Source organism: Sphaerospermopsis kisseleviana CS-549 (assembly GCF_028329225.1).
Classification (GTDB): Bacteria; Cyanobacteriota; Cyanobacteriia; order Cyanobacteriales; family Nostocaceae; genus Sphaerospermopsis; species Sphaerospermopsis kisseleviana.
This window is the reverse complement of the sequence record NZ_JAQMTI010000142.1, coordinates 1-23,001: the sequence shown is the minus strand read 5'-3', so window position 1 is coordinate 23,001 and position 23,001 is coordinate 1. Positions and strand designations below refer to the sequence as shown.

Below are 23,001 nucleotides of genomic sequence, written 5' to 3'. Positions count from 1 at the left end.
TTCATGAACTCACAAACACAAACACCACTAAAATTAGCGATTCGGAAATTAATCCACAGTTCCCAAGTCAAACCGGAAGCAGTGGAGGAAATTGTTAAAGCTGTAGAAAATGAGCAAGTTACTGATGAATATTGGGAAAATCTCTTTAATAATGAAGGTGCTGATATTGGAATCAAGGAAAAAATTTACAGTCCGCAAATGGTAAGATTGATGACAATAAGGGCGATGGTTCTTCCAGAGACTTTACCGCAGTTGTTGGCATGGTTGAATATTCAACCTGGTAAAAAAGTTGATGAAAATCAAATGATGTCTTTAGAGTTGCAATCTAAAATTACTGGATATCTCAAAGAACAAATAAAAGAAAAAATTATTCAGGGCATTGATTTGTTAATGATTAAGTTACTAAAAAAACAAATCACTCCTGAGATTTTAGCATCGTTCTTTCAGATGGAAGGTAGTATTTGGAATGTTTGTTATCAAGATTATGTGAAAATTATTAACTATGGTTTAAATGTGACTCCTAAATCTGAAATGCTAAATTCTCTGATGGATAATTTGTCAGATATAAGTAATAATTTAAGCAATAATCTAACATATTATTACCTGGATAATTTGTCAGATATAAGTAATAATTTAAGCAATAATCTAACATATTATTACCCGATGGCAAAACTATTTGAATTACTAGCAGAATACAAATTAGCTGCATATTTTTATCAAGTGAGTTGTGGCGAAGTTCCTCAAAATATTTTATCAAAAATGTCTCTGGATCCTCAAACTTATAAAGATCGTGATTCTGGCATTATTATTTATGGCTTGTATATCACACGCAAAGCAACAAAGATTGAGTTAATGTCCATGCAGATGATAGACTTTATGTCATATATCAAACGTGGTATTATTGATTGGGCTGGTATAATATTTAATGTATTAAAATTTGTTATTCTGGGAATCATTGCCATTACAATAACTGTAATTAAATGGATATTTCAGGTTTTATTATTTCTCTTTTATGCGTCAATTTGTTTAGCTTTTTTTGGTTTTGCATTGCAAAACTTCGGGGTATTTTTTATACTAGTGGTAATTTACTTGATTGCCGCAGGTTCAAACAATAATTAAGCGAGGTTACAAAATTTATGAGAATCTACCTTTACATCATAGCCGGCATTACATCAGCCTTACTAGGCTGGAATATAGGTCAATTTTTCCTCACAGATTTAGGGTTATTATCACAATTTCCCGAAATTGTCTTATTTCCCTGTATAGCAATTTCCTTAGCATTTGGTATGGTGATAAATGAAATATTTATCAGCAACCCTACCAGACCAAAACGCAGTTTGCAAACTGCCAAACAACCCCTATTAATCGCCTTGGGATTAGGTACACTTTCTGGTTTAATCGCTGGTATTATTTCCCAAATTCTCTTTTTGCCAATTATTCGTGTACCTACACCTATAGTCAGAACATTAGGATGGTTATTAATTGGTAGTTCTGTAGGTATTGCGGAAGGTTTAAGTTGGTGGTGGTATAGTATAGAAGCGGGAAGTAAAAAACGCTTTCAACAAAGATTAAAAACTAGCGTTCTTGCTGGTATTGGTGCGAGTTTTACCGCAGCAGTTTTGTTTGAAATAATGCGATTAAGTTGGGGGACAATGCCGGCGGAATTTAAAGGTATAGAAGATCCCATTGGTTTTAGCATTTTAGGTCTTTTATTAGGTGCTGCTTTTAGTCTCACTAACTCCCCTAGTTATATTGCAGCTTTGCGGGCGGGTAGAGGTTTTGAATATGTGGAATTTAAAAATTTTCCTCGACAATATATAGAATTTAATGATGATGTTAAAGAATCTGTAGAGTCTGTAGAGTCTGAGGATGATGTTAGAGAATTTGTAGAGTCTGTAGAGTCTGTAGAGTCTGAGGATGATGTTAGAGAATTTGTAGAGTCTGTAGAGTCTGTAGAGTCTGTAGAGTCTAAAAATGATGCTCAAAATCCACCAATACCAAATATCAATCAATCTTATCCTGCGATTGATAAGTCTTACCTATCATTTATCACAGAAACTGACAATATTAATGATGATGAAATTGAAGAAGGTTTATCAATTCAGTTACCTGGTAATGGTACAATCAGAATAGGCTGCACTGTTGAAAATACACATATTTCTATTCCTGGTCTACCGCTCCATGTTGCTGATATTAAGCTAGAAAAAAGGACAGCTACTCTCATTCCAGATCATCAGTTTTTTTATGCGATAGAAGTAAATGGAACTAGGTTGAAGTCTCGACGCAGTATTCCTTTAAAACATAATTATGTTTTAACTTTTTATACAACAAGTGTCGATGGTATTAATGAAGAGAAATATTATCGTTTTGTCTACTATAACCGCTTTTTAGATCCCCAGGCTTAAAGACATGGTAAAAACAGAATTTACAACAGAATTTCCAGATGATCAAATATTGTCTGGTGGACATACTTCGACAAGCTCAATACAAGTCCTGCCCGCCCATCGAAAATCAAAAATTATCAGTAAACAAATCATATCAATTATAGGCATTACCAGCATTACAGGCAAGATGCCTGTTCCACAAGAGTTGATTAAAAATTGTTTGATTGGTAAGTCTTTAGCTGTATTTTTGTTGGTACTTGGTGCTTCATTTAATCCTACTTTAGCAGCAGTTAAAGAACCTGAAATTGTGGGTAGTCCTACAATTAAAAATGATAAAGTAACAGTTAGAATTAAGGTCAAAGATAAAAATGATAAACCTGTTATGGGTTTACAAGATACTAATTTTAAATTAACAGTTGATAATCGGACAGTCCAATTTAAACCTAAAGATTGGAAAAGTCCAGAAGAAAGTGTACCTCCTCCTGCTTGGATTATAGTTTTACTTGATTTTAGTGGTAGTATGAATCAGGTAGATAGTAGGGGAATCAAAAAAGTCACTGGTGCAATTAAGGCGATTCGGCAATTTACTAAAATTTCTGGAGAGAGGGGAGGAAATACACAAATTTCTATAGTTCCTTTTGGTAAGTCTGGCAATAATTGTCCTGAATATCCTGTGAATAAAGAAACTTTAGATAAATTTCTATCAGCCGATGATGTTAAACTAGGAAATCTTCTAGATTATTTATCTGGTTTAACTCCCTGTGCATCTACAGATTTATATGAACCTTTAACCAAAGCTGTGAATTTTTTAGGTAATGAAAAAGACTCGCGTTTTAAATTACCAGAAAATTCTTTCCAACCACAACCAAGACTATCAATAATTCTCTTGTCTGATGGTTATCATAATGCACTGAATGAATACGCTGATTTTGAGGCTTTAAAAAAGTTACTTAAAGATCATGAAAACATTACAGTACATACTTTAGGTTATGGATTGACACCACAGGAATTAGGTATAAAATATAAATTAGGTAGACCGGCTACCCGTGGTGATATCAATGTTCCTGAAGCGGAATTTGTAGACCAAAAAAGATTAGCGGAAATTGCCAATTTAACGGGAGGTATTGCGGAGTTCTCTGGTGATGCAGAAACAATAGGAGAGAACTTACAATTATTTTTAAATGCTTTATTGGGAGAATATGAAATTACCTATACCCAACCCAATGCAGAACGAGGATCTAAACATAATATTAAAGTGAGGGTAACTGAAAAAGGTAAATCTGTGGATTCAAAACAGGTAGAATATATTATGCCTGTGTTTGGGCGATCGCTTCCTTGGGAAGTTCGTTTAATGATGGTTATAACGGTGTTATTTATCGTTATTGTAGGGGGGATAGTTCCTTTTCACTATTGGGGAAAATATCTCAAAGCAGAAGGTAATAGATGAATTTAAAGAATGAATTGAAAGAGTGCATTTAAGGAATACAAAGGAATGAACTTGATGAAAATTCTTAGATTTTATGTAAGTGCTTTGAGTTTTTATTTCCTGACTGGTTGTTTACCAATTCAACCACTTAATGAAATGGGTATTTTTCAGAATAGTTCTCAGAATAATTCTCAGAATAATTCTCAGAATAGTTCTGGATGTTCTACCCAACCAACCACAGTTTTAAAAACCAACGATGTTAAACTTGTTTCTCTCAATTCTCAAACCATCACAGAGTCAGGGATGGTGACAAATAATAAATCACTTGGTTACACCTTTATAGGGAAAACAGGTAATAAGTTAGTTTATCAAACAAATCAGAATATTTGTATTTGGGTTTATACACCAGATAATAAATTAATGAATAATCCTGTTTTACCTGTTGATGGTAAATATATTATCCAAATTGGTGCTATGGAAGGTGCAACTACTTTTGATTTAGCATTGCAACTAGAAGATAATACCCAAGCTGTTAATTTATCATCTTCTCCTACACCTATAACAACGACTGAGATAGAAAAACCATCTTCTCCTAAACCTGTAACAACAACTAAGATCAAAAAATCATCTTCTCCTAAACCTGTAACAACAACTAAGATCAAAAAAACTCAGACACAAAAAACAACTAATAATATCTCACCAAAAGAAAATATTTCTGAAAAATCAATATCAGTATCAACAATACCAAATAGAATATCACCAGCAAAAGCTATAGAAAACTATTATACTATGATTAATAATCAACAGTATGATTCAGCTTGGGATATTTACCCCACAGAAGTTAAAGAAGACAAAGAATTACACCCTAATGGTTATGATTCTTTTATTGAATGGTGGACAAAAGTTAATTATGTCAATGTTAATAATGTTAGTATTGCATCGGAGAATAATGATTCTGCTATTGTCAATTTTAGAAGTCGCTATGAAATGAAAAATGGTAAATCAATTCCTGTGATATTAAAATTTTATCTTGTTTGGAATCAAGAAAATGAGAATTGGTATGTCACTAAAATTAAGCTAATTAATTCATAAAAATATGAAAATATACCTAAAAAACTTATTTATTTACTCTACCATTGTAACCTTTATCACATCACTCATAGCTTGTCAGAATGATTCTTTTTTACCTGATTTTACTACTTCCTCTGGTTGTAGTGAAAAACCTAAAGTTTCTTTGAATGCAAAAGATGTAGAAGCTATGGTACTAAATGAAAGTACAATTACAAAATCTGGTCAAGTCAGCATTAATAAATCAGTTGGTTACACTTTTATGGGTAAAACTGGTAATAAATTAGTTTATCAAACAAATCAGAATATTTGTATTTGGGTTTATACACCAGATAATCAATTAATGAATAATCCTATTTTACCTGTTGATGGTAAATATATTATCCAAATTGGTGCTATGGAAGGTGCAACTACTTTTGATTTAGGATTACAATTACAAAAAGATGCAGAAACTCCAATATCATTAACTCAATCAAGTCTCTCAGAAACAAAACAGACAAAAAATTCAAATCGACAAGATCCTGATGTTTTTATTAGAAATTATTATTTATCTTTAAACAACCGCGAGTATAGTCAAACATGGAGTAATTTATCAGATCAGTTTAAAAATTATTCTAGTAGTTATTCTGAATATCAAAAATGGTGGAATAGTGTTAAAGAAATCAAAATTGGTAACATTGAGATTGTAAACATTAGTAACAATACTGCTAGTATAGATGCTGAGTTATGGTATTATATGAACGATGGTAGAGAGTTTCAAGATACTCGCAATCGTATTTATTTAATATGGAGCGAAAATAATAATACCTGGCTAATTAATGACAAGTCTGAACCATGATGATCCAAGTTAATATTTATCCGAGATTTATCCGAGATTTATCTGAGACTTATCTGAGACTTATCTGAAAAAATAATTTTAGGGAAACTACATGATATGATCAAAAAGTTAATTGTGTGTTGTACCTGTCTATCTATCCTTGGTTGTCAAACAAACGTAAATCCACTTAACTCTATTTTTCATAATAATGTTGTTACCTCCTCTGGTTGTGGTGATAAACCTACAGTTTCCCTAACTGGAAAAGATGTAGAAGCAGTTGCATTAGATGAAAATACAATTACCAAATCTGGTCAAGTTAGTGTTAATAAACATATTGGATATACTTTTACAGCAACCACAGGACAAAAATTAAATTACAGCACTGATGCGGATATTTGTCTTTGGGTGTTTACTCCAAATAATGAAATTATCGACGGTGGAGAATTGCCTAAAAATGGTAAATATATTATTCAAGTAGCTGCACCCCAAGGGGTAAAAACTTTTGATTTAAAAATAAGTTTAGGAAATTTAGAAACTGCGGTATCTAGTCCTACACCTGAATATACTCCTACACCTGAATCTAGTCCTACACCTGAATATACAAATACTTCTGAAAACTCTACAGATAATACAGATAAGAATTATGAATCTAATTTAGAACCTAATAATCTTCAACCAGAAAATGATATTTCTCAAGAACAAGCATTAGAATTAGTCCAAAGATGGTATGCAGCAAAACCCCAGATATTTGCGCCACCTTTTGATAGAGACTTATTAGGAGAACTGGCAACAGGAAGACTTTATGCACGAGTAGGAGGTGTAGATGGTTCAATAGATTGGTTGCAAAAATATAATCGTTATTATACTTATAATAGATCAGAAATTACCAACATTATGGGTTTTTCCAATTCTGGAAGACTACCATATATTAAAATTAGAGTAGTAGAAGAATTATATCTACAAGGGGAAAAAGGAATTGATAAAACAAATTCTGGAGAATATCAAATTGATTATATCTATTTTTTTGCTAAAGAAAATGGAATTTGGAAAATATATAAGAATGAGAAAATATGAAGATAAGGTTGAAGATTATTTTAATTCAAGGATGAATAAAAAATATCACCTTTGTGTTTTTGGCTAAAAAATAAATTGATGTACATTAATATAAAAATAATATGTTGAACCTACTTAATCGCTTAAAAAACAACAAACCTCTACTATTTGCAATATACGGCGCTGGTGGATGTTTGACAGCAGCAATTTTATTAGGAGAACCATTTTTAGCCTTAACTAAATCTGATACACCTACCCAAAACGAACCCCAAGCAATAGTTTTGTTAATTGACACATCCTCAAGTATGAGTGATGGCAAATTAACAGAAGTCAAAACCGCAGCTAGTAAATTTATAGAACGTCGTAATTTACAGACGGATCAAATAGCAGTCGTCAATTTTGGGATAGACGTTAAAACTGTTACTCCTCTGACAAACAACATTAATACTTTAAATAATGCCATTAGTAGTTTATCAGAACAAGGTTCTACACCAATGGCTCAAGGTATGGATACAGCTTTAGGAGAATTACAAACAACTACATTAAATCAGAACATCAATAATAATATCATTTTATTTACCGATGGTATACCAGATGATCCCAATTTTGCTTATAATTCAGCCTTAGCAACTAGAAACGCAGGAATAAAATTAATTGCAGTCGCTACTGGAGACGCGGATATTAATTATTTAACTCAAATTACAGGCGATCGCTCTTTAGTATTTTATGCTAATTCCGGTCAATTTGATCAAGCATTTCGCAACGCAGAAGCTGTAATTTATCAACAATTAGTTGAGTCTAATTCTAGAGAAAACTATAGTATTGGTGATTTATTATTACGTATGAGTGGTTGGACAGCATTTTTAGCAATGGGAATATCCCTAGCTTTAATTATGGGACAAAACCGCTATATGCGTTTACCTTTATTAACAACACAAAAAGGAATTATTGCCGTCAGTGGTAGTTTAATAGCAGGAACAATAGCAGGTACAACAGGACAATTATTATTTTTAATATTTTCACCTCTATCTAATATAGCATTATTAGAAGTTGGTAGAATTGCCGGCTGGGTAATTTTAGGAGCGTTAGTAGGAGGAGGTACAAAATTTTTCGTTCCTAATTTAAACCTCAAAAATGCCTTAATAGGAGGAACAATTGGCGGGGGAATTGGTGCTAGTGGTTTTTTAATTACTGCTAGTATTTTTGGTGATATTTTGGGGCGGTTATCCGGTGCATCTATCCTGGGATTTTTCATTGGTTTAATGATAGCGTGGATAGAACAAAAACAATTAGCATCAGCACCATATTTATTGGTACATTGGACACCCACCGAAAAAACAACATATTTATTAGGGACAAAACCAATTTTAATTGGTACATCTTTAAATGTGGAAATTCCTGTAAATTCTGCTGATGGATTTACACCAATTACTGCTAAAATCTTCAAAGAAGGAGAAAATATTATTATGGAATTTAATCAAGAATATGCGATGATGAAAAAAATGAAGAAAACAACTCAAGATTTAAAGATTGGAGATACTCGTAAACTAGGACAAATTACCATAGAAGTCAAGGATAAAACCGCTAATCAATAGTTAACTAATAATGGTTAAATATACATTTTACCTCAAAATCCAAAACTCAAACGAAAGGTATGAATACACCCTAGATTTAAACCCCATGCAAGAAGATACACCAGAACAGGTTTTTACTCCTACCATAAAAGAAACTATCCGTACAACATTACAAAATCTCAGCTTATCAGCAATCAAGGATCACCAACTTAATAACATTATTCAAACCTGGATAGAAGATATTAAAGAGGGTTATAGATTTAGTTCCCTAACTCTCAATTTAAGATTATTGATAGAGGAGAACATTGACAAATTACAAGAAACCGGCAATCAAGAAACCCCGAAAATTATTAACCCAGATATATCAGATATAGAACCACAATTTGGGATGTTACCACCTTTGAATTTTGTGTAATCATGTTTATTTAATTATTCAACAATCATTCAATAATCATTCAATAATCATTCAATAATCATTCAATTAGGACATAAAAATGCAGAACGCTATTAACGTTAATATTACTCCCCATCGGGAATTTATGCCAGCAGACAGCACAGCACAAAAATTATTTGTGATGTTGAAATTACGTCCCATTAAAGATGTAGCTACAAGTCGCCCACCTACCACATTTACCTTTGTGATTGACACCAGTGGATCAATGTATGAAGTAGTAGCAGGAGATGTCAAACCTACAGGTATTACTTATCAACAAGATGGGAAACAATATCAACAAGTCACAGGGGGAAAATCAAAAATAGATATAGTGATTGAATCCTTATTAGCATTAGTAAATTCAGGAAAATTAACAACAAGCGATCGCATTGCCATAGTCCAATTTGATGATAATGCTTCCCAAATTATTGGGTTAACCAGTGCTACAGAAGTCCAAAAACTAGAAACCGCCATTAACAACCTGAGAGAATTTTCCGGTGGTACACGCATGGGTTTAGGATTACGGAGTGCATTTGATTTGTTAAGTGAACAACAAATGACAGTCAAACGTATCCTATTATTTACCGATGGACAAACATTTGATGAAGATCAATGTCGGTCAATTGCTAATAATTTAGCCACTAATAATATACCAATTACAGCCTTAGGAGTAGGAGAAGAATTTAACGAAGATTTACTGACTCATCTTAGCGATTTTACAGGAGGAACATTACTATATATAGTACCAGGAATTGCCAAAGGTACAGAAACATCAATTTTAGATTTACCTCATAAAATCATCGCTGAATATACCCAAGCCCAACAAGAAGTTATCACTAATTTAGCCTTAACAGTAAAAACAGTCAAAGGAGTAGAACTAACCCGCGTAGTTCGTGCTTATCCTACCCAAGCAGAATTTCCTCTCAATCAAGATCCTTATCCATTAGGAAATGCGATCGCTAATGACGAAACCATATTTATTTTAGAATTTACCATTAATAACCGCCCCGCCTCTCGTGTACGTATTGCCCAACTAGGATTAACGTATGACATTCCTGGGCAAAAAATCCGTGGTGAACTACCACCACAAAACCTAATTATTCAATTTATTCCCGGAGAACAAAATGTAGCCCAAGTTAATAAAGAAGTCATGGATTATGTACAACAATGCAACATATCTAACTTTGTTGATCAAGCCATTAGGATAGCAGAAAAAGACCCAGAAAAAGCCGAACAGATATTAGAAACAGCCCGACGGATGACAGTTAAAATCGGCAACACAGACATGACAGAATCCTTAAATAACGCCCAAGCAGAACTGCGTAAAACCCGAAAAATCTCACCAGGAACTCGGAAAACAGTCAAAATGGGTGCAAAAGGTAAAACCGTGAAAATGGGTGACGATATTAATGAAATGCCATCAGAAGAAGAAATGCGAAAACTCACAGGAACATAGTAATTGATAATTGATAATTGATAATTGATAATTGATAATTGATAATTCCTAATTCAGAGTTAGGGGTGGCTGTAAAACCTTGCACGAAAACAATTAATAATTGACAATCAGGAGAAAAAACCATGATTACTTGTACAGCTTGTGGCTATGATCAAAACCCAGACAACTCAGAATTTTGTAACGCTTGCGGTTCAGAACTGCAAACCATCATCATACCCCCACCAATCACACCCTCACCAATCACACCCTCACCAATCACACCCTCACCAATCATAGAACCAAGCGTAGCACCTACAGTCATTCAACCACCCCTACCACAACCTAACTACCCCATAATTACTAATACATCTACTACAAATACATCCACTAATGCTAAAATAATATGCAAACAAATTAACGCCCCCATTCCAGAATTTCTCATAAAGAATAACGCCATAGTAGGTATATTTGATCCTGACGTTGGACCAGTAGATATAGATTTAGAAACATTTTTTGGAGGAGAAACAGTATCTCGCAATCATGGCGAAATTTATCATGAACTAGGAACATGGAAAGTCAAAGATTTAGGTTCTACCAACGGTATATTTATCAAATCCCAAGGACAAACGCGCTTTAGTTCCAGAATTACCATACCCACCCCCTTAAACTCTGGTGATGAAATAGCATTTGGTAAAGTTATATTTCTATTTCAAACCTTATGAAAAATATGAAAAATCAAACTTCCTTTTTCAAGTTAAGCTGTTGTGCATTTAATTTGTTTAAGTGGAACAGGCATCTTGCCTGTTAAACAAGAGTTCAGAATATTAGGATTATACAATTTAGCTGTGTAACAGCTTAAAACTAAATACCACCTAAAAATACCCCCTAAAAATACCACCTAAATACCCGCAAAATTTAATAACCTAAAAATCGGGTATTTATTCTTATTCTCTTTGTAAATCTGCGTCTGGCGCGTGAAAAAAAATGAGTGAAATTACAAATCCATCGCCATTAATAATTCAAGAAAACATCTGTTGTCAAATCCAAAACCTGCAAATAGAAATCATCTCCTACTTAGGACAAATCACACCTGAGATTGATTACTTTCAAGTTAACATCATAGCTGCTGAAAAACCAGGGTTACTCAGAATAGGTGGAACTGACAGCGCCCTCAACCGAGAATTAGAATTAAGAAACCAATTAGGAGATTATAAATTAATTTCTCCACTCCTAGCGCACACCATAGAAGATCATATAAATATTCAAGTTTCTCATTTACCAATTGCTGATAACACAGAAATAGATACACAATCAGAAATTTTCAAAACAGAAACTTTAGCAGATGAATATTTAGCAGATGAAACTTTAGCAGATGAATATTTAGCAGATGAATATTATCCAGAAACTGAAATCATCACCAACACATCCAATCAAAAACTCCTACTATTAACCTACCTTCCCCGCGAAAATCAAACCTTAGAAACTTGGCTACAAACCGAACATACCCTAGAAAAATCATTATTAATTACCAGCCAAATCTGTCAATTATTCCGCTATTTACATCAAAGAAAATGGTGTATTATTAATATAATACCCCAATTTATGCAAATAGGAACACCCATCCAATTCTTTGATTTAACTAGCGCCTATCCTGTCGGTGAAAATCTCAATATTGGCTTAATGGGAAACTATTGCGCCCCTGAATTAGCATACTGTAAATATCCTATTCAAGAAACAATGAGTAGTTACACAGTAGCAGGATTATTATATCATATAATTCACAACCAAAATCTACCTAACGATCCCACTATAGAAATACAAATCAAACCCATTCCTCACCTGTATCAAATCCTGAAGATTTGCTTATCTCCCATCCCCGAAGAAAGATTTACATTAGAACAATTATTAACAATATTAGTTAATACCCGTCAAGAAATTGGCATACCAGATATTACTTGGGAAGTAGCCAGTTTGTCTACTGTAGGATTATCAATAAACCGCCTGAAGAATGAAGATAACTATGGTATTAAACAACAAAAAAACAGTGGTCAAGAAACTATTATCTTAGCTGCGATCGCTGATGGTATGGGAGGAATGTCCCAAGGAGAATTAGCCAGTAAATTAGCAATTAAAACCATATTAGAAACACCCATACCTCCAACAAATCAAACCAAAGAACAATATCAAGAATGGTTAACCTCCTTATTTACACAAGCAAATGAAACAGTATCCAACCAAGTTAAAGAAGGAGGAACAACCCTCAGCGTAATTTTTGCCATATCCCAACAATTGATGATCAGTCATGTGGGCGATAGTCGCATTTATTTACTACGTCAAGGAGAAATAAAACAACTGAGTCAAGATCATTCCCTCGTTGCCATATTATTAGCTAGTGGACAAATTACAGAAGCCGAAATTACCACACATCCAGATAGAAACGTTCTCACCAAATCCATCGGCGGAAAAAAGAGATTAAGCCATGATTACGTTCAAGATTTAAGACAAACAACCTCAGAATTAACAATGAAATTAGCAGTTCAAGATATCATTTTACTATGTTCCGATGGTGTTTGGGACTTAGTTTCTCAAACTGAACTAGCGGAAAATTTCACCAATCAATCAAATTTACAAACAGCCGTAAATGCTACTATTAACCAAGTATTAGAACGAGGTGCATCTGATAATGCTACCCTGTTAGCAGTACGATGTTTAGTTAGTTATCTTTAGTTAATCACCAATCACCAATCACCAATCACCAATCACCCATTACTCATTAACATCTATGCAATGCCCCACCTGTCTCACTGATAATGTAGATCATGCTACTATTTGTATTGCTTGCGGTACACCTTTAACCCCCCATTCCCCTACATCAAATCTGCATTTATCCCCAGGAACATTAATTGGCAATGGTAGATATAGAATAGAAAATGTCTTAGGACAAGGTGGATTTGGTATTACTTATGCGGCAACATATTTACAAAATTCCGCCAAAGTTGCCATCAAAGAACTATGGCCAGAAAATGCAGCCAGACAAGGTAATACAGTTTTGTGGCCAATGTCAATTACTCCCGTACAGCGTCAAGAACAACTGCAAAAATTCCAAATAGAAGCCAACTATTTACAACAATGTGTACATCCAAATATCGCTAAAATTTATGAGTATTTCTTAGAAAATAACACTGCATACATGATCATGGAATTACTGGTTGGTAAATCCTTAGATCAGATATTAGCAACAGAAGGAATATTAGCAGAAAATCGAGTTAAACATTATTTTCTGCAAATTGCTGACGCTTTAAAAGTAATTCACAGTCATAATTTATTACATCGAGATATCAAACCCGAAAATATTATCATTGTAGATCCAGATCAAGCGGTATTAATTGATTTTGGTGCAGCCAGAGAATTTATTGCCAATCAAACTGGAGATATGACTAGAATTTTAACACCGGGATATGCACCCTATGAACAATATATTCAAAAAGGTAAACGATTCCCTGGTACTGATATTTATGCTTTATGTGCATCAATGTATGAATTACTCACGGGAAAATTACCAACAGAAGCAACAGAAAGGGCTAGTGCATTTTTACAAAACAGTGCCTTAAATACATTAAATACATTAAATACATTAGTAGATCCATTAATTGCACCGCGACAACTCCGCCCTGATTTAAGTCTTTTAATGGAAAAAGTTATATTAACAGGAATGCAATTTAGAATAGAAGATAGATTTCAAACTGCTAATGAATTAATAGCGGCACTCCAAGGTAAATTTATTTCTCCCCAACATCAACGGGCTAAGGAATTAGTAAAACAAGGTAAATTAAATGATGCAGCCCAAGCATATCAAAAATATTTGTCAGTTGAACCAGAAAACGGGGAAGCAGCCGTAGAACTAGCATTATTACAAATATATATTGATGAACAAGAAGCAGAAATAGATGCTCAAAATGCCATTAAATTACAAGCAAATGATGGCAGAGGATACGGAGTTTTAGGATTGATTAATTGCCGTCAAAACAATTGGCAAGAAGCGGTAAAAAATTTACAAATAGCTGTTAATTTATCTCCTAATGAAGCTTGGATACAAGCTAATTATGCGTGGGCATTAGCTAAATCTGGTAATTTAGCAGCAGCCGAAAAAACCATAGATACAGTATTAAAAATCCAACCAGATTGTACTTTTGCTTTAAGTTTGCAATCATGGATATATGTACAGCAACAACAATGGAAGTTAGCGATCCGTAAAGCTACTCAAGCAATATTTAAATTAAATAATCAAGTAAATAATCAAGTACAAAATCAGCTAAATCATCATGAAAAGCAATTACAAACTAACTTACAAAATAGTTTATATCCTTATTTAATTATTGCTTTAGAAAAAGCCGTTGTCACTAAACAAGCTAATGATGTAGATAGAAGAATTGCAGAATTTATTCACCAAGTACCTAATAGTAGTATAGCTTGGGGTTTAAAAGGTTGGAAACAAGGGAATCAATACTTATGGCAAGATGCACTGATCAGTTTTGAAAAAGCTGCCCATCAAACATCTCATCAAACATCTATTCCTGGTTGGGTATTCCTTAATTATGCCATTACTCAAGAGAATTTAAAAAACTATCAAAGTGCTATTCAAATATATGAAAATTATTTACAAACATTCCCACCCCTAGCTTTTCCTTACTTTCGTCTTGGTACTTTATACGCCCAAATAGGAGTATGGAATCAGGCTAAGTTATATCTAGAAAAAGCCATTAAATGTAATGGCAATTATGCAGAAGCATATCATAATTTAGGTTGGGTATTAATGAATATTAAAAATCAAGATGGGGAAATAGAAAATAGCCGAGAAATGTTATCTGCTTATAGTCAAGCTATCAAATTATATACCTTGTCTGCAACGTCCCAAAGTTTGCAAATAGCGGCAAATATTAAACAGGCATTTCAATTAATAGGTGTGAATATTTAGGGATTACTTAGTAAATATTAGGATAGGGACAATTCATGAATTGTCCCTACAAAGATTTTAGATTATGCACATTTCAAGATCATTACTCCTAATCATTACTCCTAAAAAGGTAAAAATTGCAATAATACAGATCCCAGACTACCAACAAAATCCATAAAACTGGGTTTACCCTTGCTGATATTTTCTGTATAGGGTGTTTTCAATTCTAAAATAAAAGCTTGTGCTGTTTGTAAACCTTCGGTATTTTTTTGCTCTTCAAACAGTTTTGCGGCGATTTGGGCATCTTCTAAGGCGCTTTTTCTGTCTAAGTTTTGGTAACTAGCTACACCACGGGATAAATAAGCACCTGCATAGTCTGGTTTGAGAGCGATCGCTTGACTAAAATAATCAATAGCCTGTTTGAGATTACCTTTTTCTGCTGCTGCTACACCCCAAGCATAAAAGTCTTCTGGTTTAGCTATTTGTGCAGGTAATACCACGGCTCACTCGATTTTCTTATAACCAATGGCATAAATATAACTTCATCCAAGAGATTGATGATACTTGCATTCAAAAACGTAGTAATAGAGTTATGGCCTTAAAGTCATTCAAAAATAACAGGAATATCAAAAGATTTCTGTTTTGCTGTTGGAGGAATATAAAGCATGGTTATAGGTATAGATAGGCGTGCTGTAGGCGTATTTCCAGATCGCCATGATGCTGAACAGGCGCTACATGAATTGAGACATTCAGGCTTTCCAATGGAAAGAGTTTCTGTTATCGCTAGACATCACGAAAATGAAGAAATTGCTGGTCATCAAGTCCGTGAGAAAGTTGGTGATCAGGCGGAAGAAGGTGCAACAATTGGGGCAATTTCTGGTGGTGTTTTAGGTGGTATAACTGGTTTATTAGTAGGACTAGGAACGTTAGCTATTCCCGGAGTCGGTCCAATTATGTTGGCTGGTGCTACAGCTACAGCTTTAATAACAACCCTTGCTGGTGCTGGTATTGGTGCCGCGGCGGGAGGTTTAATTGGTGCGTTAATTGGTTTAGGAATTCCCGAAGAAAAAGCCAAAATTTATCATGATAGAGTACAGAGAGGAGAATATTTAGTCATTATTGATGGCACAGATGCGGAAATTGCTAGAGCTAAAGAAATTCTGCATCATTGGCGAATAGAAGAATTTGAAGTTTATGATCAACCGGATGGTAAACAACCAACTACAGAAGTTGTTCATCAGGATCTAACTGTTCCTAGAGAAACAACTGTTCCTAAAGAAACAACTGTTCCTAGAGAAACAACTGTTCTTAGAGAAACAACTGTTCCTAAAGAAACAACTGTTCATAGAGAAACGACTGTTCTTAAATATGCAATTGGCTATTTTTCACTGCTGCAAGATGCGGAAACTGCTATTAATGATTTAAGAAATGAAGGTTTTCCCTTGAACCAAATTGCTTTAATACACAGAGAACGTCAACACAGAGATGCTTTTGGGGGTGTTCATTGGAGCGATCGCTTTGAGTCTACTCGTTTTAATATTCCCGATCATCAAACTCAGTTTTACAACGAACGCATCCATCAAGGAGACTATATCATTATCGCTGGTGGTACAGATACCGATATTCACAGGGCTGCAACTATTCTCAACCGACATGGAATTAAACAATGGCAAGTTTACGAAGCAAATGGTCATGTAAAAGCACCTTCGCCAGCACCTTTACAAACTACTAAAAGAGCAGTTGGTGTATTTTCCCATCGTCGTGATGCAGAAACAGCACTCAGAGACTTGAGAAATGCTGGTTTTCCCATGAACCAAGTTTCCCTTATTGCTAAAGACACAGACAACAGTGAAAAAAGGAATTTAGAGGGTAATAAAGCAGATGAAGGACTAAAAGCCGGTGCTGCTACAGGTGGTGCAATTGGTGGTATAGGTGGTTTATTAGTTGGTTTGGGAACTTTAGCAATTCCTGGAGTTGGACCTGTCATGGCTGGTGGTGCGGTAGCAACTGCTTTAGCCACAACCTTAACCGGTGGTGTTGTCGGTGCAGCAGTGGGAGGTATTGCAGGGGGGTTAATTGGTTTAGGTATTCCTGAAGAAAGAGCGCGAGTTTATAGCGATCGCTTCCAAAGAGGTCATTATTTAATCATTGTTGATGGTACTCAAGCACAAATTCACCAGGCTGAAACTATCCTCAAAGGTTTGGGAATTGAAGAATTTGATATTTATGATGCCCGTGATGTCAACGAATATCAACCGAGTGAACATCAACGCAGTTTTGAAACTGTCAAACCTACAGAAACCGTTCATGGTGATTTTACTGGAGAAGCACCAGTAATTATTATTGACCATCGCCAAAAAACAGTTTAATTCCCATTAGTTTCACCACATTTGAGGAGCAATAAAATTAACAGTTTAAATTTTGCTCCTGCCTCCTGAATTTTGCTATATCAAAATCAAACAATAAACCAATGAAAAAGTTAACTTCATTCTTAATAGGTTCACTTTTACTTTTTAGTGCTGCTTGTGATAATACCGCTAAAACAACTGTGACTGCACCTGAACCGGGAGAAGGAGAAGTTCCAGTCAGTCCAGCAGCAGAAACCAGACAAGAAGCTAAAGAAGACGCTCAAAGTGAACTTCGCAGAAGACAACTCAACGCTGATATTCGCGCTCGTGAAGAACGAAATCTGCTAACTACTGATCGTACAGAAAGAACAGCAGCAGACTTAGCTAGTGAAGTCCGTTCTAAGTTAGAAGCTAATATTCCTGGTGGTGCATTAACAGTTAAAGCTACCGATGATGGTACTGTTACTGTATCAGGAACTGTAAATAATCAGGATCAGTTAGCTAAAATTGAACCTTTGGCTAAAGAAATTAATGGAGTGAGAAATGTAATTGTTAATGCAACAGTCGCACAACCAGGAAGGTAAAACTGCTCACAATTAATATCTGTTAATATCTCTAAGTTGATGGACTGAAATAAGTTTTTCTGGTCAATCCTCAGTAATCAAGATACAAACTGAAATATTTTTGACTTGGTATTCTGAGTCAAGACTGTTATATTGATTTACGTCCAGTCACTTATCAACACTGTTGTGCCAAATGGCAAACATTATGGAAACTCAACAACAGCAAGACTCTGCTACTTCCGTTTCACCACCAGGGGTATTATCTCTTGAAGGTGCAGAAACTGGAAATTTGCCTAAACTGCAACCAGCTAAAGCGCCTAACAGTCAATGGCAACGAATTAGCTCACAAATAGTTGACTTATTAGATCAACTACCAAATTATGTGGGTAGTTTTTTTGCTAAAAATCAGCAAGCTATCTTAACAATTGTGTTAATTTTGTCTGCCTTTGTTACGGTTAAGGTGGCGATCTCCGTTTTAGATGCTGTTAATGGTGTGCCTTTATTAGCTCCCATTTTTGAGCTAATTGGCATATTCTATGCTATGTGGTTTGTCTTCCGTTATCTCCTGAAAGCGGAAACTCGACAAGAATTATCCCACAAAGTTAGTGCATTCAAACAACAACTTTTAGGTTAATCATAGGTTAATAATTCAGAAGTCAGAAGTTCTGAATTTGGGATTTTAGATTTTGGATTTTGGATTGTTTTCATTTAGCACAATCTAAAATCTAAAATCTAAAATCTAAAATCTAAAATCTAAAATTTTTTATTTTTTTGCCCTATACCATAAAATTGTGATAAAAATTGATAATTATTCGCCCGAATGCTTCGCCCCTACGACTCCTGACTCCTGACTTTTTATGTAGATTCCTCTTTTATTTCTACAGTTAGGTTAGGTAAACCATCTAATTTTTCTGTGGGAATTTCTTCTTTTACATAAGGAACAAAAACCGTTAACCCTGCTGGGATACATTTAATTTCTACAGGAGTTGTACCTACTATTTCCCCATCTATAACTACTTTTTGTGGTGGTTTTGTGGTGATTTTAAATTGTTTAGCTCGCAAATAACCAATATCATCTCTTTTCACTGGTGTACCTGTAGCAGCAGTTTGGAATAAATGAAATGTGGCAGCGATCGCACCTGTTTTAGTTTCTGGAGCTACTATTGTTAAATCTAATAATCCATCATCATAAATAATCCCGGAAGGTCCTTGAGCTAAAACAGAAGTTGGAGGTGCTGCATTTGCTACCGTCACCGCTGATGCAAGAGTTTGAATGATCTTATCTTCTGTTTCAATTTCCACAGCAAATCTTTGTAAATTTCCCAGTTCTTGAATACCAGCTAAGATATAAGCTATCATCCCAAAACGATTTTTAGTTTCTCGATCTGCTTTTTCTACAGTTTCTGCTTCAAAGCCAATACCTGCTAATAATATCATTGGATGATCATGACAATAAGCAACATCTACTGTGCGAGTTTTACCTTGTAAAATGGTTTGACAAGCTGCGGCAATTGTATTAGGAATATTTAATGCTGCGGCAAAAGCGTTTGCTGTTCCTCGTGAAATAATCCCAAAAGGTATATCAGTATTAACTACTGCTTCCGCTGCTGCTGATAATGTCCCATCTCCCCCAGAAACAATGATCGCTTCTACTCCCCTTTCTACTGCTGCACGTGCGAGTTCATCAGCATCAACTTCTTCAGTGGTGAGATAAATATCTAAATCAATTTCTGGTTCTAATATTGACCTAATTTGCTCTAATTCAAAGTCTGGATCACCTTGACCGGCAACTGGGTTAAAAATTAAACAAGCAGAACGAATCATAGAGATAATTGATAATTGATAATTGATAATTGATAATTGATAATTGTTTCAGTAATGGTCAATTGTTCATTGTTCATTATTGAATATTAGCATATCTTGAAAATTTCAACTTCTCTCTCAAGACTACTTTGGCTGATGATTTACTACAATTTATTTTCCTGTTTCCTATTCCTTTACCTAAACTATAATTTCTCAATGTGTAAATTTAATGTGTAAATTTATTTTGATCTCACGAAATAAATAAAATGATCTGAGACTTGATATGATTGAACCACAAAGGGTGCAAAGGACACAAAGGGAAGAAATTTTCAGAGATTTTTTAGTGTTGCTGCGGTTGTTTTTTCTTTGATTGAGATAGTCCTCATCAATCTTTGTTGTAGTATCTAAAAAAAATCTGCATATAGGTAGATGCTGAAAAATAGAATATGTAAAAATATACATAACGTTATACATAACGTTTTATCAAACTGGTAGCCGCTGTTGATATAAGAAAAATGTAACCGAATGTAAAGAGAGTGATTCCATCCGGTAAGTCACTTGCTGCGGTAGTCTAGATCAATGTGAATTTATCGCCTGGTTTGACAAATTGTTTTATGACTTCAGTTTCTAGCCCTCCACGCACTATTCGTATTGGTTCACGTAAAAGCCAACTAGCTCTAGTTCAAACATACTGGGTAAGAGAGCAACTTCAGAAAAGTTATCCTGATATCAATTTTGAAGTCCATACCATGTCTACCCAAGGCGACAAAATCCTGGATGTAGCATTAGCTAAAATTGGTGACAAAGGATTATTTACCAAGGAACTCGAACTGGGAATGATCGAGAAAAGTATTGATTTTGCCGTTCATTCCCTTAAAGATTTGCCTACCAACTTACCAGAAGGTTTGGCACTAGCAGCAATTACAGAACGGGAAAATCCAGCCGATGCGGTAGTATTCCATGAGCAATACAAAGGACAAACTCTGGAAACTTTACCAGCAGGTGCGGTGATTGGTACATCTTCTTTAAGAAGACTGGCACAACTACGCCATAAATTCCCCCATTTTACCTTTAAAGATGTGCGGGGAAATCTGAACACACGCATGGCTAAGTTGGATGCGGGAGAATATGACGCTTTGATTTTAGCCGTAGCTGGTTTAGAAAGATTGGAAATGAGCGATCGCATTCACCAAATTTTACCCCCTGATATTTCCCTGCACGCAGTTGGCCAGGGTGCTTTAGGTATAGAATGCCGTGCTGATGATGCTGAACTAATCACCATTCTCAAAGCTATTCAACATCCCCAAACACGCGATCGCTGTTTAGCAGAACGATCTTTTCTCCGCTCTTTAGAAGGGGGTTGTCAAGTTCCCATTGGTGTCAACACAGAAATCAATGGTGATAATTTAACACTAACTGGTATTGTAGCTAGTGTAGATGGTCAAAAACTGGTAAAAGATACCGTTACTGGTTTAGCCAAAGATGCAGAACAACTGGGAACACAACTAGCCAATACCTTACGTCAACAAGGTGCAACTGAAATTTTAGAAGAAATCTTCACCGAGATTAAACGCGGATCATAAAGGGAATGGGGACTGGTGACTGGTGACTGGGTAATCAATTTTATCTTTACCAATTACCAATTACCAATTACCAATCACCAATTACCAATTACCAATTACCAATTACCAATTACCAATTACCAATTACCAATTACCAATAATTATGCGAATTTTATTTGTTGCAGCGGAAGCTGCTCCCATTGCCAAAGTAGGTGGAATGGGTGATGTTGTCGGTGCATTACCAAAAGTTCTCAGACAAATGGGGCATGATGTACGGATATTCCTGCCTTATTATGGCTTTCTGCCAGATAAGATGGAAATTCCCAAAGAGCCAATTTGGAAAGGCTTTGCCATGTTCCAGGACTTTTCAGTTTATGAAAGTGTCCTCCCTGGAACTGATGTTCCTTTGTATTTATTTGGACATCCTGCTTTTTCACCCCGTCGTATTTATGCCGGAGAAGATGAAGATTGGCGTTTCACTTTATTTGCTAACGGTGCGGCGGAATTTGCCTGGAATTATTGGAAACCGGAAATTATCCACTGTCACGACTGGCATACAGGGATGATTCCTGTGTGGATGCACCAAGATCCAGATATTACCACTGTGTTTACTATTCATAACCTTGCCTATCAAGGACCTTGGGAATGGTATTTACGGAAAATTACTTGGTGTCCCTGGTATATGCAAGGACACAACACTATGGCCGCAGCGGTGCAGTTTGCTGACAGGGTAAATACAGTTTCCCCCACCTATGCAGAACAAATCAAAACTCCTGCTTACGGTGAAGAAATCGAAGGTTTATTGTCTTTTATTAGTGGCAAGTTATCAGGGATTATCAACGGTATAGATACAGATGTTTATGATCCGGCAACTGATAAATACATTAATCAAACTTTTACTACCGATACCTTAGACAAACGCAAAGCTAACAAAATTGCCTTGCAAGAAGAAATGGGATTAGAAGTTAATTCTAGTGCCTTTTTAATGGGTATGGTGAGCCGGTTGGTAGAACAAAAGGGTTTAGATTTGGTGATCCAAATTCTTGACCGCTTTATGGCTTATACAGATGCTCAATTTGTGTTGTTGGGAACAGGCGATCGCTATTATGAAACCCAAATGTGGCAGTTAGCATCCCGCTATCCTGGCAGAATGGCCACCTACCTTTTATATAATGATGCTCTTTCCCGTCGCATCTATGCCGGTACTGATGCTTTCTTAATGCCAAGTCGTTTTGAACCTTGCGGTATCAGTCAAATGATGGCTTTACGTTATGGTTCTGTTCCTATCGTCCGCCGTACAGGGGGATTAGTTGATACTGTCACCCACCACGACCCCGTAAATACCGCAGGTACAGGTTATTGCTTTGACCGCTATGAACCTTTAGACCTATTTACCTGTATGATTCGGGCTTGGGAAGGTTTCCGTTACAAACCCCAATGGCAAGAATTACAACAACGGGGTATGAATCAAAACTTTAGTTGGTATGAATCTGCTAAACAGTACGATAGTCTATATCGTTCCATGTATGGTTTACCACCAAACGAGTAGGTGACTGGGGACTGGGGACTGGGGACTGGGGA

The 23,001-nt window shown here is 35.4% G+C and carries 18 protein-coding genes and 1 pseudogene; 17 read left to right on the top strand and 2 right to left on the bottom strand.

All coding sequences use genetic code 11. From position 1 onward, the window contains the following. Positions 1-81: 81 nt before the first annotated feature. From PN497_RS11735 to PN497_RS11680, 12 genes are all read left to right on the top strand, one after another. A complete protein-coding gene (locus tag PN497_RS11735; RefSeq protein WP_272110205.1) occupies positions 82-1,119 on the top strand; it encodes a hypothetical protein in 1,038 nt (345 codons plus the stop codon). Between the two features lie 17 nt (positions 1,120-1,136). Beyond that, entirely contained in the window at positions 1,137-2,405 is a 1,269-nt protein-coding gene (locus tag PN497_RS11730) for a hypothetical protein (RefSeq protein WP_272110203.1), read from the top strand. Positions 2,406-2,409: 4 nt separating this feature from the next. Continuing rightward, the gene (locus tag PN497_RS11725; protein ID WP_272110201.1) at positions 2,410-3,831 is read left to right on the top strand and encodes a vWA domain-containing protein; all 1,422 of its coding nucleotides are present in this window, start codon (positions 2,410-2,412) and stop codon (positions 3,829-3,831) included. Positions 3,832-3,876: 45 nt separating this feature from the next. Continuing rightward, complete coding sequence (locus tag PN497_RS11720; protein ID WP_272110200.1) at positions 3,877-4,902, top strand: hypothetical protein; 1,026 nt, start codon at positions 3,877-3,879, stop codon at positions 4,900-4,902. Positions 4,903-4,906: 4 nt separating this feature from the next. After that, the gene (locus tag PN497_RS11715) at positions 4,907-5,716 is read left to right on the top strand and encodes a hypothetical protein (RefSeq protein WP_096565427.1); all 810 of its coding nucleotides are present in this window, start codon (positions 4,907-4,909) and stop codon (positions 5,714-5,716) included. Positions 5,717-5,812: 96 nt separating this feature from the next. After that, positions 5,813-6,769 (top strand): ARC6/PARC6 family protein, encoded by a 957-nt coding sequence (locus tag PN497_RS11710; RefSeq protein ID WP_272110197.1) that lies wholly within the window; start codon positions 5,813-5,815, stop codon positions 6,767-6,769. Positions 6,770-6,870: 101 nt separating this feature from the next. After that, positions 6,871-8,343 (top strand): vWA domain-containing protein, encoded by a 1,473-nt coding sequence (locus tag PN497_RS11705; RefSeq protein ID WP_096565429.1) that lies wholly within the window; start codon positions 6,871-6,873, stop codon positions 8,341-8,343. A gap of 10 nt (positions 8,344-8,353) precedes the next feature. Further along, a complete protein-coding gene (locus PN497_RS11700) occupies positions 8,354-8,737 on the top strand; it encodes a hypothetical protein (RefSeq protein WP_096565431.1) in 384 nt (127 codons plus the stop codon). Between the two features lie 79 nt (positions 8,738-8,816). After that, positions 8,817-10,211 carry a vWA domain-containing protein gene (locus tag PN497_RS11695; RefSeq protein ID WP_096565433.1) on the top strand — a complete coding sequence of 465 codons (1,395 nt, stop codon included), beginning with the start codon at positions 8,817-8,819 and terminating at the stop codon, positions 10,209-10,211. A gap of 122 nt (positions 10,212-10,333) precedes the next feature. After that, positions 10,334-10,912 carry an FHA domain-containing protein gene (locus PN497_RS11690; RefSeq protein WP_096565435.1) on the top strand — a complete coding sequence of 193 codons (579 nt, stop codon included), beginning with the start codon at positions 10,334-10,336 and terminating at the stop codon, positions 10,910-10,912. Between the two features lie 262 nt (positions 10,913-11,174). After that, positions 11,175-12,917 carry a PP2C family protein-serine/threonine phosphatase gene (locus PN497_RS11685; RefSeq protein WP_096565437.1) on the top strand — a complete coding sequence of 581 codons (1,743 nt, stop codon included), beginning with the start codon at positions 11,175-11,177 and terminating at the stop codon, positions 12,915-12,917. Between the two features lie 55 nt (positions 12,918-12,972). Further along, complete coding sequence (locus PN497_RS11680; RefSeq protein WP_096565439.1) at positions 12,973-15,165, top strand: serine/threonine-protein kinase; 2,193 nt, start codon at positions 12,973-12,975, stop codon at positions 15,163-15,165. Positions 15,166-15,266: 101 nt separating this feature from the next. Here the strand turns inward: PN497_RS11680 and PN497_RS11675 are convergent. Continuing rightward, a pseudogene (locus PN497_RS11675) lies at positions 15,267-15,647 on the bottom strand (tetratricopeptide repeat protein); the annotation flags it as partial. 162 nt (positions 15,648-15,809) lie between these two features. On the opposite strand from PN497_RS11675, the gene PN497_RS11670 reads away from it, so the two are divergent. The 3 genes from PN497_RS11670 to PN497_RS11660 all read left to right on the top strand — a co-directional run bounded on the left by PN497_RS11670 (position 15,810) and on the right by PN497_RS11660 (position 18,689). Further along, the gene (locus PN497_RS11670) at positions 15,810-17,513 is read left to right on the top strand and encodes a histidine kinase (protein ID WP_096565441.1); all 1,704 of its coding nucleotides are present in this window, start codon (positions 15,810-15,812) and stop codon (positions 17,511-17,513) included. 101 nt (positions 17,514-17,614) lie between these two features. Further along, positions 17,615-18,076 (top strand): BON domain-containing protein, encoded by a 462-nt coding sequence (locus tag PN497_RS11665; protein WP_096565443.1) that lies wholly within the window; start codon positions 17,615-17,617, stop codon positions 18,074-18,076. Between the two features lie 172 nt (positions 18,077-18,248). After that, the gene (locus PN497_RS11660; RefSeq protein WP_096565445.1) at positions 18,249-18,689 is read left to right on the top strand and encodes a CAAD domain-containing protein; all 441 of its coding nucleotides are present in this window, start codon (positions 18,249-18,251) and stop codon (positions 18,687-18,689) included. 221 nt (positions 18,690-18,910) lie between these two features. On the opposite strand, the gene PN497_RS11655 is transcribed toward PN497_RS11660, so the two are convergent. Then, a complete protein-coding gene (locus PN497_RS11655; protein ID WP_096565447.1) occupies positions 18,911-19,879 on the bottom strand; it encodes a YegS/Rv2252/BmrU family lipid kinase in 969 nt (322 codons plus the stop codon). Positions 19,880-20,472: 593 nt separating this feature from the next. On the opposite strand from PN497_RS11655, the gene hemC reads away from it, so the two are divergent. Both hemC and glgA read left to right on the top strand, forming a co-directional pair. Then, positions 20,473-21,441, top strand: a complete 969-nt coding sequence (gene hemC / locus PN497_RS11650) for a hydroxymethylbilane synthase (protein WP_096565449.1) — start codon at positions 20,473-20,475, stop codon at positions 21,439-21,441. A gap of 142 nt (positions 21,442-21,583) precedes the next feature. After that, positions 21,584-22,969 (top strand): glycogen synthase GlgA, encoded by a 1,386-nt coding sequence (gene glgA / locus PN497_RS11645; protein WP_096565451.1) that lies wholly within the window; start codon positions 21,584-21,586, stop codon positions 22,967-22,969. Positions 22,970-23,001 lie beyond the last annotated feature (32 nt).

What these genes read in the sequence shown, in the direction of transcription:
- PN497_RS11695 (WP_096565433.1), top strand. Translation starts at nt 8,817, where the DNA reads ATGCAGAACGCTATTAACGTTAATATTACTCCCCATCGGGAATTTATG.
- PN497_RS11730 (WP_272110203.1), top strand. Translation starts at nt 1,137, where the DNA reads ATGAGAATCTACCTTTACATCATAGCCGGCATTACATCAGCCTTACTA.
- PN497_RS11670 (WP_096565441.1), top strand. Translation starts at nt 15,810, where the DNA reads ATGGTTATAGGTATAGATAGGCGTGCTGTAGGCGTATTTCCAGATCGC.
- PN497_RS11660 (WP_096565445.1), top strand. Translation starts at nt 18,249, where the DNA reads ATGGCAAACATTATGGAAACTCAACAACAGCAAGACTCTGCTACTTCC.
- PN497_RS11715 (WP_096565427.1), top strand. Translation starts at nt 4,907, where the DNA reads ATGAAAATATACCTAAAAAACTTATTTATTTACTCTACCATTGTAACC.
- glgA (WP_096565451.1), top strand. Translation starts at nt 21,584, where the DNA reads ATGCGAATTTTATTTGTTGCAGCGGAAGCTGCTCCCATTGCCAAAGTA.
- PN497_RS11725 (WP_272110201.1), top strand. Translation starts at nt 2,410, where the DNA reads ATGGTAAAAACAGAATTTACAACAGAATTTCCAGATGATCAAATATTG.
- PN497_RS11700 (WP_096565431.1), top strand. Translation starts at nt 8,354, where the DNA reads ATGGTTAAATATACATTTTACCTCAAAATCCAAAACTCAAACGAAAGG.
- PN497_RS11710 (WP_272110197.1), top strand. Translation starts at nt 5,813, where the DNA reads ATGATCAAAAAGTTAATTGTGTGTTGTACCTGTCTATCTATCCTTGGT.
- PN497_RS11690 (WP_096565435.1), top strand. Translation starts at nt 10,334, where the DNA reads ATGATTACTTGTACAGCTTGTGGCTATGATCAAAACCCAGACAACTCA.
- PN497_RS11720 (WP_272110200.1), top strand. Translation starts at nt 3,877, where the DNA reads ATGAACTTGATGAAAATTCTTAGATTTTATGTAAGTGCTTTGAGTTTT.
- PN497_RS11705 (WP_096565429.1), top strand. Translation starts at nt 6,871, where the DNA reads ATGTTGAACCTACTTAATCGCTTAAAAAACAACAAACCTCTACTATTT.
- PN497_RS11680 (WP_096565439.1), top strand. Translation starts at nt 12,973, where the DNA reads ATGCAATGCCCCACCTGTCTCACTGATAATGTAGATCATGCTACTATT.
- hemC (WP_096565449.1), top strand. Translation starts at nt 20,473, where the DNA reads ATGACTTCAGTTTCTAGCCCTCCACGCACTATTCGTATTGGTTCACGT.
- PN497_RS11665 (WP_096565443.1), top strand. Translation starts at nt 17,615, where the DNA reads ATGAAAAAGTTAACTTCATTCTTAATAGGTTCACTTTTACTTTTTAGT.
- PN497_RS11685 (WP_096565437.1), top strand. Translation starts at nt 11,175, where the DNA reads ATGAGTGAAATTACAAATCCATCGCCATTAATAATTCAAGAAAACATC.
- PN497_RS11655 (WP_096565447.1), bottom strand. Translation starts at nt 19,879, where the DNA reads ATGATTCGTTCTGCTTGTTTAATTTTTAACCCAGTTGCCGGTCAAGGT.